General features: G+C 72.7%; 16 protein-coding genes. 11 read left to right on the forward strand and 5 right to left on the reverse strand.

Annotated features, from left to right (window positions below; all coding sequences use genetic code 11):
* Positions 1-115 precede the first annotated feature (115 nt).
* A complete protein-coding gene (locus DCS98_RS24175; RefSeq protein WP_476727144.1) occupies positions 116-616 on the reverse strand; it encodes a type II toxin-antitoxin system VapB family antitoxin in 501 nt (166 codons plus the stop codon).
* A 96-nt stretch (positions 617-712) separates the two neighbouring features.
* On the opposite strand from DCS98_RS24175, the gene hrcA reads away from it, so the two are divergent.
* From hrcA to DCS98_RS11390, 3 genes are read left to right on the forward strand one after another with little or no spacing between them, the layout of a single operon-like run.
* A complete protein-coding gene (gene hrcA, locus DCS98_RS11380) occupies positions 713-1,735 on the forward strand; it encodes a heat-inducible transcriptional repressor HrcA (protein ID WP_116451457.1) in 1,023 nt (340 codons plus the stop codon).
* Between the two features lie 15 nt (positions 1,736-1,750).
* Entirely contained in the window at positions 1,751-2,887 is a 1,137-nt protein-coding gene (dnaJ, locus tag DCS98_RS11385) for a molecular chaperone DnaJ (protein ID WP_116451458.1), read from the forward strand.
* A gap of 1 nt (position 2,888) precedes the next feature.
* On the forward strand, positions 2,889-3,644 hold the full coding sequence (locus tag DCS98_RS11390; protein ID WP_116451459.1) for a 16S rRNA (uracil(1498)-N(3))-methyltransferase: 756 nt from the start codon (positions 2,889-2,891) through the stop codon (positions 3,642-3,644).
* Positions 3,645-3,735: 91 nt separating this feature from the next.
* Here the strand turns inward: DCS98_RS11390 and DCS98_RS11395 are convergent, their stop codons facing one another.
* Both DCS98_RS11395 and DCS98_RS11400 read right to left on the reverse strand, forming a co-directional pair.
* Positions 3,736-3,924: a YbdD/YjiX family protein gene (locus DCS98_RS11395; RefSeq protein ID WP_116451460.1), complete on the reverse strand. Its 189-nt coding sequence runs from the start codon at positions 3,922-3,924 to the stop codon at positions 3,736-3,738.
* Positions 3,921-6,140, reverse strand: a complete 2,220-nt coding sequence (locus DCS98_RS11400) for a carbon starvation CstA family protein (protein ID WP_116451461.1) — start codon at positions 6,138-6,140, stop codon at positions 3,921-3,923. The genes DCS98_RS11395 and DCS98_RS11400 overlap by 4 nt, the downstream gene beginning before the upstream one ends.
* Positions 6,141-6,359: 219 nt before the next feature.
* Here DCS98_RS11400 and DCS98_RS11405 point away from each other — a divergent pair, with 219 nt between their 5' ends.
* The 6 genes from DCS98_RS11405 (at position 6,360) to DCS98_RS11430 (ending at position 12,089) form a co-directional block, all read left to right on the forward strand.
* Entirely contained in the window at positions 6,360-6,719 is a 360-nt protein-coding gene (locus DCS98_RS11405; protein ID WP_241037600.1) for a histidine triad nucleotide-binding protein, read from the forward strand.
* Positions 6,720-6,741: 22 nt separating this feature from the next.
* On the forward strand, positions 6,742-7,560 hold the full coding sequence (locus tag DCS98_RS11410) for an enoyl-CoA hydratase/isomerase family protein (protein WP_116451462.1): 819 nt from the start codon (positions 6,742-6,744) through the stop codon (positions 7,558-7,560).
* 104 nt (positions 7,561-7,664) lie between these two features.
* Positions 7,665-9,881: a PhoH family protein gene (locus DCS98_RS24100; protein ID WP_206340199.1), complete on the forward strand. Its 2,217-nt coding sequence runs from the start codon at positions 7,665-7,667 to the stop codon at positions 9,879-9,881.
* Positions 9,882-9,885: 4 nt separating this feature from the next.
* Positions 9,886-10,389 carry an rRNA maturation RNase YbeY gene (gene ybeY, locus DCS98_RS11420; RefSeq protein ID WP_116451463.1) on the forward strand — a complete coding sequence of 168 codons (504 nt, stop codon included), beginning with the start codon at positions 9,886-9,888 and terminating at the stop codon, positions 10,387-10,389.
* A complete protein-coding gene (locus DCS98_RS11425) occupies positions 10,386-11,732 on the forward strand; it encodes a hemolysin family protein (protein WP_116451464.1) in 1,347 nt (448 codons plus the stop codon). The genes ybeY and DCS98_RS11425 overlap by 4 nt, the downstream gene beginning before the upstream one ends.
* 24 nt (positions 11,733-11,756) lie before the next feature.
* Entirely contained in the window at positions 11,757-12,089 is a 333-nt protein-coding gene (locus tag DCS98_RS11430; protein WP_116451562.1) for a cytidine deaminase, read from the forward strand.
* Here DCS98_RS11430 and DCS98_RS11435 read toward each other — a convergent pair.
* Positions 12,086-12,499, reverse strand: a complete 414-nt coding sequence (locus DCS98_RS11435; RefSeq protein ID WP_164704517.1) for a DUF1801 domain-containing protein — start codon at positions 12,497-12,499, stop codon at positions 12,086-12,088. The two genes, DCS98_RS11430 and DCS98_RS11435, sit on opposite strands and share 4 nt — an antisense overlap.
* A 2-nt stretch (positions 12,500-12,501) precedes the next feature.
* Positions 12,502-13,083: a hypothetical protein gene (locus tag DCS98_RS23000; protein ID WP_164704518.1), complete on the reverse strand. Its 582-nt coding sequence runs from the start codon at positions 13,081-13,083 to the stop codon at positions 12,502-12,504.
* Between the two features lie 68 nt (positions 13,084-13,151).
* On the opposite strand from DCS98_RS23000, the gene era reads away from it, so the two are divergent.
* Together era and recO are read left to right on the forward strand one after the other, a co-directional pair.
* Positions 13,152-14,069: a GTPase Era gene (gene era / locus DCS98_RS11440; RefSeq protein WP_116451466.1), complete on the forward strand. Its 918-nt coding sequence runs from the start codon at positions 13,152-13,154 to the stop codon at positions 14,067-14,069.
* Complete coding sequence (gene recO / locus DCS98_RS11445; protein WP_116451467.1) at positions 14,069-14,857, forward strand: DNA repair protein RecO; 789 nt, start codon at positions 14,069-14,071, stop codon at positions 14,855-14,857. Before era ends, recO begins: the two co-directional genes overlap by 1 nt.
* Positions 14,858-14,861 lie beyond the last annotated feature (4 nt).

Consider the following 14,861-nt stretch of genomic DNA (forward strand, 5'->3'; position numbering starts at 1 on the left):
CGGGCGAGGGGGTTAGGTATGCCTAACCGAACCTAGGGGTGCCCTGGACGCGCTGTCGATCACGAACCGATCACGATCGACAGCGGGACTGTGTGACGTGCGACGCGCGCAGGCGTCAGAGCCGGCGCGGGTTGGGAACCGGCGGCTGGGTGGGGATCGACGCGGTCGCGGGCCCGGACGGCGCCTGGACGGGGGTGAGCGCATCCAGGTCCAGCACGCGGACGTGGATCACGTTGCGCTGCTGCAGGGCCGCGCGCAGGGCGCGGTGCAGGCCGTCCTCCAGGTACAGCTCGCCGTGCCACTGCACCGCGTGCGGGAAGAGGTCGCCGTAGAACGTGGAGTCGTCGGCGAGGAGGGCGTCGAGCGCCAGCTCCTTCTTCGTCGTCGTCAACGTGTCCATCCGCACCTGCCGGGGCGGGATCATCGCCCAGTCCCGGGTCGACAAGCCGTGGTCGGGGTACGGGCGGCCGTCACGAACAGCTTTGAAGATCAGGGAACCGACCTCCGCTCTCTGCCCCGCGCGAGGGCGCCGACGGATCCACCCTAGCCGTCGGCCCTGGCCTCCGCCCCCGCCCACCGGAGGGGGTGAGGCTCGCCGCGAGCCACGCGACGGCACGGCTCTGCGGAGATATGCTGGCCTGGCACTCTGCCCGTGCGAGTGCCAGGTTCACGGTGCCGCGCGGGACGTCGACCGGTACGGGGAGGTGTCACCGTGGCGCACGACGAACGCCGCCTGGAGGTCCTCCGGGCCATCGTCCAGGACTACGTCTCCACCAACGACCCCGTGGGCAGCAAGGCCCTCGCCGAGCGGCACGACCTCGGCGTCTCCCCGGCCACCATCCGCAACGACATGGCGGTGCTGGAGGAGCAGGGCTACATCACCCAGCCGCACACCAGCGCCGGCCGGGTGCCCACGGACAAGGGCTACCGCCTGTTCGTCGACCGGCTCTCGGCGGTCAAGCCGCTGTCGACCGCCGAGCGCCGCGCGATCGAGCGCTTCCTCGACGGCGCGGTCGACCTGCACGACGTGCTCAGCCGCAGCGTCCGGCTGCTGGCCCAGCTCACCCGCCAGGTGGCCGTCGTCCAGTACCCGACCCTGTCCCGGAGCGCCGTGCGCCACCTCGAGGTGGTGCAGCTCGCGGCGGCCCGGCTCATGCTGGTCCTCATCACCGACACCGGGCGGGTCGAGCAGCGGGTCGTCGACACCCCCGTGGACGTCGACGCCGAAGCCGTGGCCGAGCTGCGGACGCTGTTGAACTCCGCGTTCGTGGGGGTGAAGCTCGTCGACGCCGGAGGCAAGGTGCCCGACCTGCTGGAGACGGCGCCGCCGCACCTGCGCGGGCTGGTCGCCACCGTCAGCGCGACCCTGCTGGAGACCCTGGTCGAGCCGAGCGAGGACCGGCTGGTCATCGGCGGGACGGCGAACCTCGCGCGGGGCAACGCGCTCGACTTCCCGGGCACCGTCCGGCCGCTGCTGGAGGCGCTGGAAGAACAGGTGGTCGTCCTGCGGTTGATGAGCCAGGTGGACGCGAGCACGGTGCTGGTGCGCATCGGTGAGGAGAACGCCCACGAGGCACTCACCGGGGCATCCTTCGTCTCCGTCGGCTACGGCGCCGGCGACCGGGCCCTGGGTGGGCTGGGTGTCGTGGGGCCGACCCGCATGGACTACCCGATGAACATGGCCGCGGTTCGCGCCGTGGCCCGCTACGTCGGCCACCTGCTGGCCGAGAGCTGAGGCTGAGACTTCTCGATGGCGACCGACTACTTCGGCGTACTGGGCGTGTCCCACGACGCCAGTGACAGCGACATCAAGCGCGCCTACCGCAAGATGGCGCGCGACCTGCACCCCGACGTCAACCCCGACCCGGGTGCCAAGGAGCGGTTCCAGGAGGTCACCCGCGCCTACGAGGCGCTGACCGACCCGGAGAAGCGCCGCATCGTCGACCTGGGCGGCGACCCGTTCGACCCGGGCGGCAGCGGCGGCGGCGCCGGCGGCTTCGGCGGCGCCGGGTTCGGCGGGCTCGGCGACATCATGGACGCGTTCTTCGGCGGGGCGGCCACCCGCGGCCCGCGCAGCCGCACCCGCGCCGGTCGCGACGCGCTCATCCCGGTCGAGCTGGAGCTGGACGAGACGGTCTTCGGGACGACGAAGGACATCACCGTCGACACCGCCGTCCTGTGCACCGTGTGCACCGGCGCCGGCACTGCGCCGGGCACCCACCCGACCACCTGCACCACCTGCTCCGGCCGGGGCGAGGTGCAGAGCGTCCAGCGCGGCTTCCTCGGCCAGGTCGTCTCGAGCCGGGTCTGCCCGACCTGCGCCGGCACGGGTCAGGTCATCCCCGAGCCCTGCCGCGAGTGCGGCGGCGACGGGCGCGTCCGGGCACGGCGCACCCTGCAGGTGAAGGTGCCCGCGGGCGTCGAGGACGGCATGCGGATCCGGCTCACCGGCCAGGGCGAGGTCGGCCCCGGTGGCGGCCCGGCCGGCGACCTCTACGTCGAGGTGCACGAGCGGCCGCACGACGTCTTCACCCGCGACGGCGAGGACCTGCACTGCCGGGTCACCCTGCCGATGACGTCGGCCGCGCTCGGGACGACGCTGAACCTCAAGACGCTGGACGGCGAGGAGGACCTGGACATCAAGCCGGGCACCCAGTCGGGCAGCGTGCTGACCCTGCGGGCGCACGGCGCGCCGCGGCTGCGCGGCACCGGCCGCGGCAACCTGCTCGTCCACGTCGAGGTGGCCACCCCGACCCGCCTGGACGCCGAGCAGGAGAAGCTGCTGCGCGAGCTGGCCGCCCTGCGCGGCGAGGACCAGGCCGACTCGCACCGCGAGGCGCAGGGCGGGCTGTTCTCCCGCGTCCGCGACGCGTTCAACGGGCGCTGAGATGACCGACGTCGGCGTCCCGGAGCTGGACGGCGCCCCGCTGTTCCTGCTCGACACCCTCCCCGAGACCGCCGAGCTGCTGGTGGACGGGCCCGAGGGCCGGCACGCCGTCGAGGTGCTCCGGCTCGCGCCGGGGGAGCGGGTGCGGGTCGGCGACGGCCAGGGGACGGTCGCCGAGGGCGACGTCGTCTCCGCCGGTGCCGAGGGCCTGCGGGTCGCCGTCACCGCGCGGCTCGAGGTGCCGGCGCCGAGCCCCGAGTTCGTGCTGGTGCAGGCGCTGCCGAAGGGTGACCGCGGGCCACTGGCCGTGGAGCTGGCCACCGAGCTCGGCGTCGACCGGGTCGTGCCGTGGACGGCGTCGCGCTGCGTGACCCGCTGGCGCGACGACCGCATCGCCAAGGGCGTGGCCAAGTGGCAGGCCTCGGCCCGCACGGCGGCGAAGCAGTCGCGGCGTCCGCGGGTGCCCGAGGTGACCGGCCCGATGACCACCCGCGAGGTGTGCGGGATGCTCGCCGACGTGGACCTGGCCGTCGTCCTGCACGAGCAGGCCCGCCGTCCGCTGTCGGGGCTGGAGATCCCGCGGGAGGGGACGATCGCCGTCATCGTCGGACCCGAGGGCGGGCTCACCGACGGCGAGGTCGTCGCCTTCCGCGCCGCCGGTGCCGAGGCGGTGCGCCTGGGCCCGGAGGTGCTGCGCACCTCCACCGCCGGCGCCGCCACCCTCGCCGCCCTGTCCATGCGCACCCGCTGGGCCTGACCCCCGTAGTGATCAGGTCGGCTGATCGTCACGGGTCCTGGCTCACGGTCGACGGTGAGCCAGGACCCGAAACGGTGAGCCAGGAACCTGCTCAGCAGCAGCGGCTGACCGGGTTCCGCTCCTGGGCGTCGGTGCGCGCCCGCTCGAACTCGTAGCGGGACATCGGCGTGTGCCCGTGCTGGGCGCAGTGGGACAGGTAGTCGTCCCACCGCGCCTCGCCGGTGAACTCCTTCAGGTACCAGCGCACGCCGTGCCAGGCGCGGGTCAGCGCGGCGGTCACTTCTCCTCCGCCTCGCTGCGCCCGCTGCCGGCACCGACCAGCCGCTCGTGCTCGGCCATCGCCCGCTTCTCCGCCGCCGTGGGGATGAGACCCGCGGGCTCCACGATGTTCGACGGCACCGCCGGTTCCTCCGTGGTCGGCAGCCCACCGGCCCTGATCGCCCGCGCGATCACCACCGCGGCGTGCGCGGCGACGACGAGCACCAGCAGGGCGAAGACCGCCTGCAGGATGCCGTTGAGGGTCGAGTTGAAGATGACCTGGTCCATCTGGCCCTGGTCCTGCGCCGGCGCGAGGACCTCCCCGGCCTCCTGTGCGTCGCGGTAGATGCCCGCCTGGGTGAAATAGCCGACCCGCGGGTCGCCGGAGAAGACCTTCTGCCAGCTCGCCGTCATGGTGACCACGAGGTCCCACACCAGCGGTACCGCCGACACCCAGGCGTAGCGCAGCTTCCCGTGCTTGATCAGCAGCACCGTCACCAGCGTCAGCGCGATCGCGGCGAGCAGCTGGTTGGCGATGCCGAACAGCGGGAAGAGCTGGTTGACCCCGCCGAGCGGGTCGGTGACGCCGATGTAGAGCACCGAGCCCCACAGCCCGACGACGATGGCGCTGGCGATGATGTTGCCCGGCCGCCACGACAGGTCGCCGAACTTCTTCCAGACGTTGCCGATCGTGTCCTGCAGCATGAACCGGCCCACCCGGGTGCCGGCGTCGACGGCGGTGAGGATGAACAGCGCCTCGAACATGATCGCGAAGTGGTACCAGAACGCCTGGCCGCCGCCGCCGAACGCCTGGCTGAACACCTGCGCGAGGCCCACCGCGAGCGCCGGGGCGCCTCCGGTCCGCGAGATGAGGGTGTCCTCCTGCACCGCTGCCGAGGCCGCGGCCAGGTCCTGCGCCGAGGTGTCGAAGCCGAGGCCCTGCACGAACGTCGCGGCCGACTCCACCGTCCCGCCGGTCGCTCCGGCGGGCGCGTTCATGGCGAAGTACAGCCCCTGGTCGATGACGACCGCGGCGATCAGGGCGCTGATGGCGACGAAGGACTCCATCAGCATGCCGCCGTAGCCGATCAGCCGGACCTGGCTCTCCTTGGCCACCATCTTCGGCGTCGTCCCGGACGAGATCAGCGCGTGGAATCCGGACAGCGCCCCGCACGCGATCGTGATGAACACGAAGGGGAACAGCGACCCGGCGAAGACCGGCCCCGTGCCGTCGCGTGCGAAGTCGCTCACCGCGTCGGCCTGGAGCACCGGCCGCGCGACCAGCAGGCTCACCGCCAGCAGCGCGATCACACCGATCTTCATGAACGTCGACAGGTAGTCGCGCGGGGTCAGCAGCAGCCACACCGGCAGGACCGAGGCGACGAAGCCGTAGATCACCAGCGCCACGACCAGCCACTCCTTGGAGAGGGTCAGCGCGTCGCCCAGGCCGCTGTCCTCGATCCACCCGCCGCTGATGATGGCCAGCAGGAGGAGAACGACGCCGATGCCGGTCGCCTCGAGCACCCTCCCCGGCCGGAGCCGGCGCAGGTAGACGCCCATGAACAGCGCGATCGGGATGGTGAGCCCGATCGACCAGACGCCCCACGGCGACTCGGCCAGCGCGTTCACCACGATCAGCGCGAGCACCGCCAGGATGATGATCATGATGGCGAAGACGGCGATCAGCGCGGCGATGCCGCCGACGATGCCGATCTCCTCGCGGACCATCTGGCCCAGGCTCTTGCCGTTGCGGCGCATGGAGAAGAACAGGACGGTCATGTCCTGCACCGCCCCGGCGAAGATGACGCCGACGACGATCCAGATGGTGCCGGGCAGGTAGCCCATCTGCGCCGCGAGCACGGGTCCGACCAGCGGACCGGCGCCGGCGATGGCGGCGAAGTGGTGGCCGAAGAGCACGCGGCGGTCGGTGACGTCGAAGTCGACGCCGTTCTCCAGGCGCTCGGCGGGGGTGGCCCGCCGGTCGTCGGCGCGCAGCACCTTGTAGGTGATGAACCGCGAGTAGAAGCGGTAGGCGATCGCGTACGAGCACAGCGCCGCGAACAACAGCCACAGCGCCGAGATCGTCTCGCCGCGGGCGATGGCCAGCACACCCCAGCAGACGGCGCCGACCACGGCGACCGCCGTCCAGATGGCTATCGACTTCACCGACCGGCCGCCTCCGGCTGCCGGGCCTGCCGACGAGCTGCCGCCGGCGTCGGTGGTGATGGTTCCGGACATGAGCGCCCCCTTGCACTCCTGCCAACGCCTGCGACGGCGTCTTCCGCCCAGGAGCCTAGGGAGCCGGGACGGTTCCGGCTCCCCGGAACGGCGGATCGTGATCGCCGGTCGACCTCGACGCGGAGCGGTCGTCCTCGCGGTGCACCGCGAGGTGGCCCGCCGCACCGCGAGCACCAGGCGCGAGATGTGGGGGAGGAGCGGTCCTCCTAGGGTCGGGGCGTGACCGACTGCCTCTTCTGCCGCATGGTCGCCGGTGAGATCCCCGCCGACGTCGTCCACGAGACCGACCGGGTGCTGGCGTTCCGCGACATCAACCCGCAGGCGCCCACGCACGTGCTGGTGATCCCGAAGGAGCACCACCGCAACCTCGGGGCGCTCGCCGCGGCGGACGGCGAGCTGCTCGCCGACGTCGCCCGCGCCGCCCACGCCGTCGCCGTCCAGGAGGGCCTGGTGACCGACGGCGGCATCGAGCCGGGCTACCGCGTCGTCACCAACACCGGGCCGCAGGCGGGGCAGTCGGTGGACCACCTGCACCTGCACGTCCTCGGCGGACGCGGACTCGGCTGGCCGCCCGGCTGACCCGCCCTGCGAGGATCGGCGCATGACCGAGACCGCGCCCCTCCGGATCGAGCGTGACGGCGACGTCGCCGTCGTCGTCCTGGACAACCCGCCGCTGAACCTCTTCGACGGGCGGGTGTTCGACGCCCTCGAGTCCGTGGCCGGCGAGCTGGTCGGGCTCACCGATCCGGCGCGGCCGGACCGCGCCCGTGCGGTGCTGTTCGAGGCGCGCGGCAAGGTCGTGTCCGGCGGCGTCGACGTCACCGAGTTCCAGGCCATCGCCGAGGGGCCCGAGCCGGCCGAGCGGGGCGCGGAACTCTGGGCCCGGCTGCTGAAGGCGTCGCAGACCATCGAGGACCTGCCCGTCCCCACCGTCTACGCCGCCCACGGGCTCACCCTGACCGCGGCGTTCGAGCTGGCGCTGGCCTGCGACATCCTGCTGGCCGCCGAGAAGGCGTCGTTCGGGCTGGTGGAGATCGTCGTCGGCCTCACGCCGTCGATGGGCGGGCCGCAGCGCCTGGCCGAGCGGGCCGGGCCGGCCCGCGCCCGCGAGCTGGTCTTCACCGGCGAGCGCTACCCGGCCGCCGTCCTCGAGCGCTGGAACGTGGTCAACCGGGTGCTGCCCGACGACGGGTTCGCCGCGGCGGCCCGCGAGTACGCCCGCCGGGTGGCCGCCGGCCCCACGGTCGCGCACGCGGCGACCAAGCGGCTGGTCGCCGAGACGATCCGGAACGGCGCCCGCGCGGCGGACGCGCTCGTGCCGGAGGTCTCGGGCGCGCTGTTCGCCACCGAGGACCTGCGGGGCGCCGTCGCCTCCTTCCTCACCGAAGGGCCGGGGAAGGCCACCTACTCCGGCCGCTGACCGGGTGCTCCCCCCGAGGAGCGAAGCGGGATTCCCGGTGGCCGGGCGCGGGTAGACTCGCGCGGGTCCGCTCGTCCATCGAAGGAAGGCAGGGTCGAGGGTTCTTGCCCGACACCTCCCCGAACGTGCCCGTGCCCGGCGCCCCCATGTCCCGTGACGCGTCGGCCCAGGCCGCAGCCGCGGACGGCCACCTCGGGATGCCCGCCGACGGCGCTGTTCCCGCTGCTGTCCGCGCCACCATCACCGTTCCCGAGTCCGTCTCGATGGTCGCCCTCCTGGGCTCGGCCGACGAGCTGCTCCGCCTGGTCGAGGCCGAGGTCGACGCCGACGTCCACGTGCGCGGCAACGAGATCGCCGTCACCGGCCAGCCGGCCGACAACGCCTTCGCCGTCCGGGTCTTCGACGAGCTGATCGCCCTGCTCGGCACCGGCCAGGCCCTGCGGCCTGACTCGGTCCGCCGGGTCATCGCCATGCTGAAGAGCGGCGGGTCCGAGCGGCCGGCCGACGTCCTGAGCCTGGACATCATCAGCCGCCGGGGCCGCACGATCCGCCCGAAGACGCTGAACCAGAAGCGCTACGTCGACGCGATCGACGAGAACACCATCGTCTTCGGCATCGGCCCGGCCGGTACCGGCAAGACCTACCTCGCCATGGCCAAGGCCGTGCAGGCGCTGCAGACCAAGCAGGTCAACCGGATCATCCTGACCCGCCCGGCGGTCGAGGCAGGCGAGCGCCTCGGCTACCTGCCCGGCACGCTGAGCGAGAAGATCGACCCCTACCTGCGGCCGCTGTACGACGCGCTGCACGACATGGTCGACCCCGAGTCGATCCCGCGGCTCATGGCCGCCGGCACCATCGAGGTCGCCCCGCTGGCCTACATGCGCGGGCGGGCGCAGCCTTACGACGCGCAGGTGCTCACGCCCAACGGCTTCATGCCGATCGGGTCGCTGCAGGTCGGTGACCTCGTCGTCGGTTCCGATGGTCTGCCCACTCCGGTGCTGGGCATCTACCCGCAGGGCAAGAAGGTGGTCTACCGGGTCACCACCCAGGACGGTGCCTCGACGCTGGCCTGCGGAGAGCACCTGTGGACCGTGACGACGCCCGACGACCGGCGACGCGGCACGGAGCGGACTCTCGAAACGCAGGAGATGGTCGGGAACCTGCGCTGGGGTGCCGGTGCACACCGATACGAGCTGCCGCTCGTCGACGCGGTGGAGTTCGAGCCTCAGGAAGTGCCGCTCGATCCGTACGCGCTCGGGCTCCTGCTCGGCGACGGTTGCCTGACGACCTCCACGACGCCATCCTTCGCCACCGCTGATCAGGAACTCGTCGTCGCGCTGGAGTCGGCGCTGGACGGGATCGAGGTGGTGCACAAGGCGGGGCCGGACTACAGCCTTCGGCACGTGGACGGCGGCCGCGGCGGGCTCCGGATCGCCAACCCGGTGACGGAGGCGATCCGAGAGCTCGGTCTGGCGGGCACGCGTTCGGCGACGAAGTTCGTCCCCTGGGTGTACTCCCACAACTCGGCGGAGGTCCGGACCGCGCTGCTGCAGGGGCTTCTCGACAGTGACGGTGGCCCCGTCACGCAGCGGGGGCGCACCTGCCGCGTCCAGTACACGACGACGTCGACTCGCCTCCGGGACGACGTGATGTTCCTCGTCCGCTCGCTGGGCGGCGTGGTCACCTCACGCACCCGCCCGGCGATCGGGCGCCGACCGGGCCTTGCCCTGGGGCGGCCGGTGCACCACCGGCACGCGAGCCACATCCTGGACATCCGGCTTCCTGCCGGCATCCAGCCTTTCCGCCTCGCGCGCAAGCGAGCGGCGTACGACGCCGCGGGCGGTGGACGACCGATGCGATTCGTCCACAGCATCGAGCCGGTCGGCGAGATGGACACGATGTGCATCCAGGTCGGCGCGCAGGATTCGCTCTACGTCACCGATGACTTCCTGGTCACGCACAACACGCTGAACGACGCGTTCGTCATCCTCGACGAGGCGCAGAACACCACCGCCGAGCAGATGAAGATGTTTCTCACCCGCCTCGGCTTCGGGTCGAAGATCGTGGTCACCGGTGACATCACGCAGGTCGACCTGCCCGGCGGCGCGCAGAGCGGGCTCAAGATCGTCCGCGAGATCCTCGACGGCATCGACGACGTGCACTTCGCCAACCTGACCAGCACCGACGTCGTCCGCCACCGCCTGGTGGGCAACATCGTCGACGCCTACGAGCGGTGGGACGCCACCCGGCAGCCCGCCGCCGCCCGACCGGGCGCCGGCGCACCGGTCCGGTCGTCCCGCCCGCGCCGCCAGGGGAGCTGACCGCGTGCCCGTCGAGGTCGCCAACGAGTCCGAGATCGCGGTGGACGAGGCCGAGCTGGCCGGCATCTGCCGCTTCGTGCTGGGCGAGATGCAGGTCAACCCGATGGCCGAGCTGTCGGTGCTGTGCGTCGACGTCGAGTACATGAGCAGCCTGCACGAGCGCTGGATGGGGGAGAAGGGGCCGACCGACGTCCTGGCCTTCCCGATGGACGAGCTGGACACCGCCCGTCCCGACGACCCCGAGCCGGGCCCGGCCCTGCTGGGCGACGTCGTGCTCTGCCCCGCGGTCGCGGTCCGCCAGGCGCGGGCCGCCGGGCACTCCATGGACGACGAGCTGATCCTGCTGGCCACGCACGGCGTGCTGCACCTGCTCGGCTACGACCACATGGAGCCCGACGAGGAGAAGGAGATGTTCGGTCTCCAGCAGAAGCTCATCGAGGGCTGGCGCGCCGCACCGCGGCAGCCGGTGACCGGCGAGCCGGCGACCCGGGAGCCGGGACCCCGATGAGCTCGGGCGAGATCACCATGCTGGTGGTCGCCATCCTGCTGGTGCCCCTCGCCGGCCTGTTCGCCGCCATGGACGCCGCCATCCAGCGGGTGTCCAAGGCGCGGGTCGAGGAGATGCGCCGCGAGGGCCAGAAGCGCGCGGACGCCCTCGAGGAGGTCGTGCTCGAGCGGGCCCGCCACGTGGCCCTGCTGCTCCTGCTGCGGATCGTCTGCGAGATGGTCGCGGCGGTCGTGGTGACCGTCCTCTTCTACGACCTGTGGGGCAGCAGCTGGCAGACGGTGCTCGCCTCGGCCGGCGTGATGATCGTCGTCAGCTACGTGCTGATCGGCGTCGGGCCGCGCACCCTGGGCCGCCAGCACGCGTACGGGACGGCCCTCGCCAGCGCGGGCGTCGTCCGGCTGCTCGGGCGCGTGCTCGGACCCGTCGCCACGCTGCTCATCCTGATCGGCAACATGATCACTCCCGGCCGTGGCTTCCGCGACGGCCCGTTCTCCTCCGAGGTGGAGCTGCGCGAGCTGGTCGACCTCGCCGAGGAGCGCGGAGTCGTGGAGTCCGGCGAGCGCAACATGATCCACTCGGTGTTCGAGCTGGGCGACACGATCGCCCGCGAGGTCATGGTCCCGCGCACCGACGTCGTCTGGATCGAGCGCGGCAAGACCGTCCGCCAGGCACTGGCGCTGGCGCTGCGCAGCGGGTTCAGCCGCATCCCCGTGATCGGTGAGAACGTCGACGACGTCGTGGGCGTCGTCTACCTCAAGGACCTGGTCCGCCGGTCGCAGAACTCCGGCGACCAGCGCGGGCCCAAGGTCGAGGAGCTGATGCGGACGCCGACCTTCGTGCCGGAGTCGAAGCCGGTCGACGAGCTGCTGCGCGACATGCAGGCCCAGCGCATCCACATCGCGATCGTCGTCGACGAGTACGGCGGCTTCGCCGGGCTGGTGACCATCGAGGACATCCTCGAGGAGATCGTCGGCGAGATCGCCGACGAGCACGACGCCTTCCAGCGGCCGCCGGTCGAGCAGCTCGAGGACGGCTCGGCCCGGGTGACCGCCCGCCTGCCGGTCGAGGACCTCGCCGAGCTCTTCGGCGTCGACCTGCCCCAGGACGACGACGTCGAGACCGTGGGCGGCCTGCTCGCGCGGGCGCTGGGCCGGGTGCCGATCGAGGGCGCGTCCGCGGAGCTGAACGGACTGCGGCTGGTCGCCGAGAGCACCGGCGGACGGCGCAACCGGATCGACACCCTGCTGGTCTGCCGGGTCGAGCCGGAGACCGAGGAGGAGTCCGAGGAGCCGCGCGGGCGGGGGGCCTCCCGCCACGAGGAGCCCGCCCCCGTGGAAGGCTGACTCGCTGTGACTGCCGCAGACGCCGTGCCTGATCTCCAGCCCGAGGACGCCAAGCTCGTCACGCTCGCCCGCTCCGCCCGCGGCCGCACCGGTGCGCCCGAGGGCGCCGCCGTCCGCGACACCGACGGCCGGACCTACGTCGCCGCGACGGTCGCCCTGCCCTCGCTGAGGCTGTCGGCGCTGCAGGCCGCGGTGGCCGCCGCCGTGTCCAGCGGTGTCGAGGGCCTGGAGGCCGCCGCCATCGTGTCGGCCGCCGACGCCGTCGAGCAGGAGGGCCTGGCCGCCGTCCGAGACCTCACGCCGTCGGCGCCCGTGCACCTCGCCGGTCCCGACGGGGTGCTGCGCACCACCGCCTAGCGGCCGTACCGCTCCCGCGCGGCAGCGCTGATCTCGTCGGCGTTCGCGAGGAAGTGCTCCCGCCGGTCGAGCGCCTCCCGCACGTAGCCGCCGACGGCCGCGGTGTCGATCTCGCCGCCCCGCGGGATGTCCCAGGTCATCAGCGTCGACGTCCCCGGGCGGAGCACGCCCAGTGGGTCGTCGAGCAGCACGCCCCAGAGGAACCGCAGGCAGACGGCGGACTTCGTCGCGTTGACGGCGCACACCCAGTGCCGCCAGTCCCGCTCGACGGTGTAGCTGAGCAGCCGGTACTTGATCGCCGAGTCGAGCTCCGGCGCCGCCGCGCGGATGGCGCCGTCCAGCTCGACGAACAGGCGGCCCGCCGCCTCGTCGTAGAGGGCGAGGTACTCCTCGAGCGGGTCGCCGGCCACCGTCAGCCCGTCTGCAGCGGGCGGTCCACGGCCCGGGCGAACTCGCCGGCGTTCCGGACCCAGCGGGTGAACGCCGCCTCCGTCGTGCCGTCCTCGGCCAGGTGCCGGACCGACACCCGGGTGCGGCCGGGGAGCCACCCGCCCTTCCGTGCCGCGCGCGGCCACTCCTCCGGGGGCGGCCCGACGCGCACCTCGCGGACCAGGACCAGCGGGACGACACCGGTCGAGGGCGTCCGGGTCGCGCCGACGTCGAGGGACATCCCGTGCGCCGACACCGTGAACCGGCCGACGTTGCACAGCAGCACGAGCAGCCCGAGCCCCAGTGCCAGCGGAGCCTCGTCGACGACCGCCGCCTGCCCGCCGCGCCAGCCGAAGAAGCCCAGCCAGATGGCGACGACGACCACTGTGAAGACCAGCGGCACCGGCCGCGGCAGGTCGTACTGCCAGTAGCGCAGGGGAGCGGGCACGGTCGTCGCCCGGCTCTTGGGTCCGCGCCCCGCGAAGAAGCCGTACCCGCGGACCTGCTCCAGGTGGAGATCCCGCTCTCTGGCGGCCCGTACCGGCAGGCCCTGCTGTCGCGCCATGCCCCGATCATCCCAGGGGCCACAGGAGCGGGGCCGGTGCCGTCGCACCCCGGTGGGAGACTGGTGCCGTGACCACCCCGGACCAGGCGCCGCACCGCAGCGGCTTCGCCGCCCTCGTGGGCCGCCCCAACGCCGGGAAGACCACGCTGACCAACGCGCTGGTCGGCGAGAAGGTCGGCATCGTCAGCAACCGCCCGCAGACCACCCGGCACGCCATCCGCGGGGTCGTGCACCGGCCCGGCGGCCAGATCGTGCTCGTCGACACCCCCGGCCTGCACAAGCCGAAGAGCCTCCTGGGCAAGCGACTGAACGACGTCGTCCGCGACACGCTCTCCGACGTCGACGTGATCGTCTTCTGCATCCCCGCCGACCAGCCCGTCGGCACCGGTGACGCGTTCATCGCCCGCCAGCTGCGCGAGGTGAAGGCGCCGGTCGTCGTCGTGGTCACCAAGACCGACGCGGCGAGCAAGAAGCAGATCGCCGAGCAGCTGATCGCCGCCAGCCAGCTGGTCGAGGCCGCCGAGGTGGTGCCCGTCAGCGCGGTCAGCGGCGACCAGGTCGAGCTGCTCGAGGACCTGCTGATCAAGCTGCTGCCCGAGGGGCCGCCGCTGTACCCGGAGGAGCAGACCACCGACGAGGACGTCGAGCGGCAGATCGCCGAGCTGATCCGCGAGGCGGCCCTGGAGAAGGTGCGCCAGGAGGTGCCGCACTCGCTCGCGGTCAGCGTCGAGGAGATGCTGCGGCGTCCCGACCCGAAGAAGCCCGGCGGCGAGCTGGTCGAGGTGCACGCGCTGCTGCACGTCGAGCGCAACAGCCAGAAGCCGATGCTGCTGGGCAAGGGCGGGCAGATCATCAAGGCGATCGGCAGCGAGGCGCGCGCCGGGATGGAGACGCTGCTCGGCGCCCGCGTGCACCTCGAGCTGCACGTCACCGTGCTCGGCGAGTGGCAGGACGACCCCAAGAAGCTCAACCGGCTGGGCTACTGATGAGCGCGCACACCCCGAAGGCGCTGTACCGGGACGAAGGCATCGTCCTGCGCACCCAGAAGCTCGGCGAGGCCGACCGCATCGTCACCGTGCTGACCCGCCGGCACGGCAAGGTGCGGGCGGTGGCGAAGGGCGTGCGGCGCACGAAGAGCAAGTTCGGGTCGCGGCTCGAGCCGTTCAGCCACGTCGACCTGCAGCTCTACACCGGCCGCAACCTCGACATCGTCAGCCAGGCGGAGTCCATCCGCTCCTACGGGAACGACATCGTCGACGACTACCCCTGCTACACCGCCGGCACCGCCGTGCTGGAGACCGCCGACCGGCTGACCTCGGAGGAGAAGGAGCCCTCGCTCCGGCTGTTCCTCCTGGTCGTCGGCGCGCTGCGGGCGCTCGCCGAGCGCACCCATCCGGCCGGGCTGGTCCTCGATGCCTTCCTCCTCCGCGCCATGTCGGTGGCCGGGTGGGAGCCGGCGCTGTCCGACTGCGCCCGATGCGGTGAGGAGGGGCCGCACCGGCACTTCTCCGTGCCCGCCGGCGGCACCGTCTGCCCGCCGTGCCGGCCGACCGGCTCGGCGATGCCCAACCCGGTCACCCTCGAGCTGCTCGACGCCCTCCTCACCGGCGACTGGGACCGCGCCGAGGCCTCGCAGGGCACCAACCGCCGGGAGGGCAGCGGCCTGGTGGCCGCCCTGCTGCAGTGGCACCTGGAGCGCGGGCTGCGTTCGCTGCCGCTGGTCGACCGGTCCGACGCGGCGGCGCCCCGCCGGGAAGCGGGCGTGCCCCTGTGAGGCG

This window comes from Blastococcus litoris (assembly GCF_003075095.1).
Taxonomy (GTDB): Bacteria; Actinomycetota; Actinomycetes; order Mycobacteriales; family Geodermatophilaceae; genus Blastococcus_B; species Blastococcus_B litoris.

Coding starts and splice junctions, on each gene's coding strand:
- recO (WP_116451467.1), top strand. CDS start 14,069: ATGAGCGCGCACACCCCGAAGGCGCTGTACCGGGACGAAGGCATCGTC.
- dnaJ (WP_116451458.1), top strand. CDS start 1,751: ATGGCGACCGACTACTTCGGCGTACTGGGCGTGTCCCACGACGCCAGT.
- DCS98_RS11425 (WP_116451464.1), top strand. CDS start 10,386: ATGAGCTCGGGCGAGATCACCATGCTGGTGGTCGCCATCCTGCTGGTG.
- DCS98_RS11400 (WP_116451461.1), bottom strand. CDS start 6,140: ATGTCCGGAACCATCACCACCGACGCCGGCGGCAGCTCGTCGGCAGGC.
- DCS98_RS11410 (WP_116451462.1), top strand. CDS start 6,742: ATGACCGAGACCGCGCCCCTCCGGATCGAGCGTGACGGCGACGTCGCC.
- DCS98_RS23000 (WP_164704518.1), bottom strand. CDS start 13,083: ATGGCGCGACAGCAGGGCCTGCCGGTACGGGCCGCCAGAGAGCGGGAT.
- DCS98_RS11390 (WP_116451459.1), top strand. CDS start 2,889: ATGACCGACGTCGGCGTCCCGGAGCTGGACGGCGCCCCGCTGTTCCTG.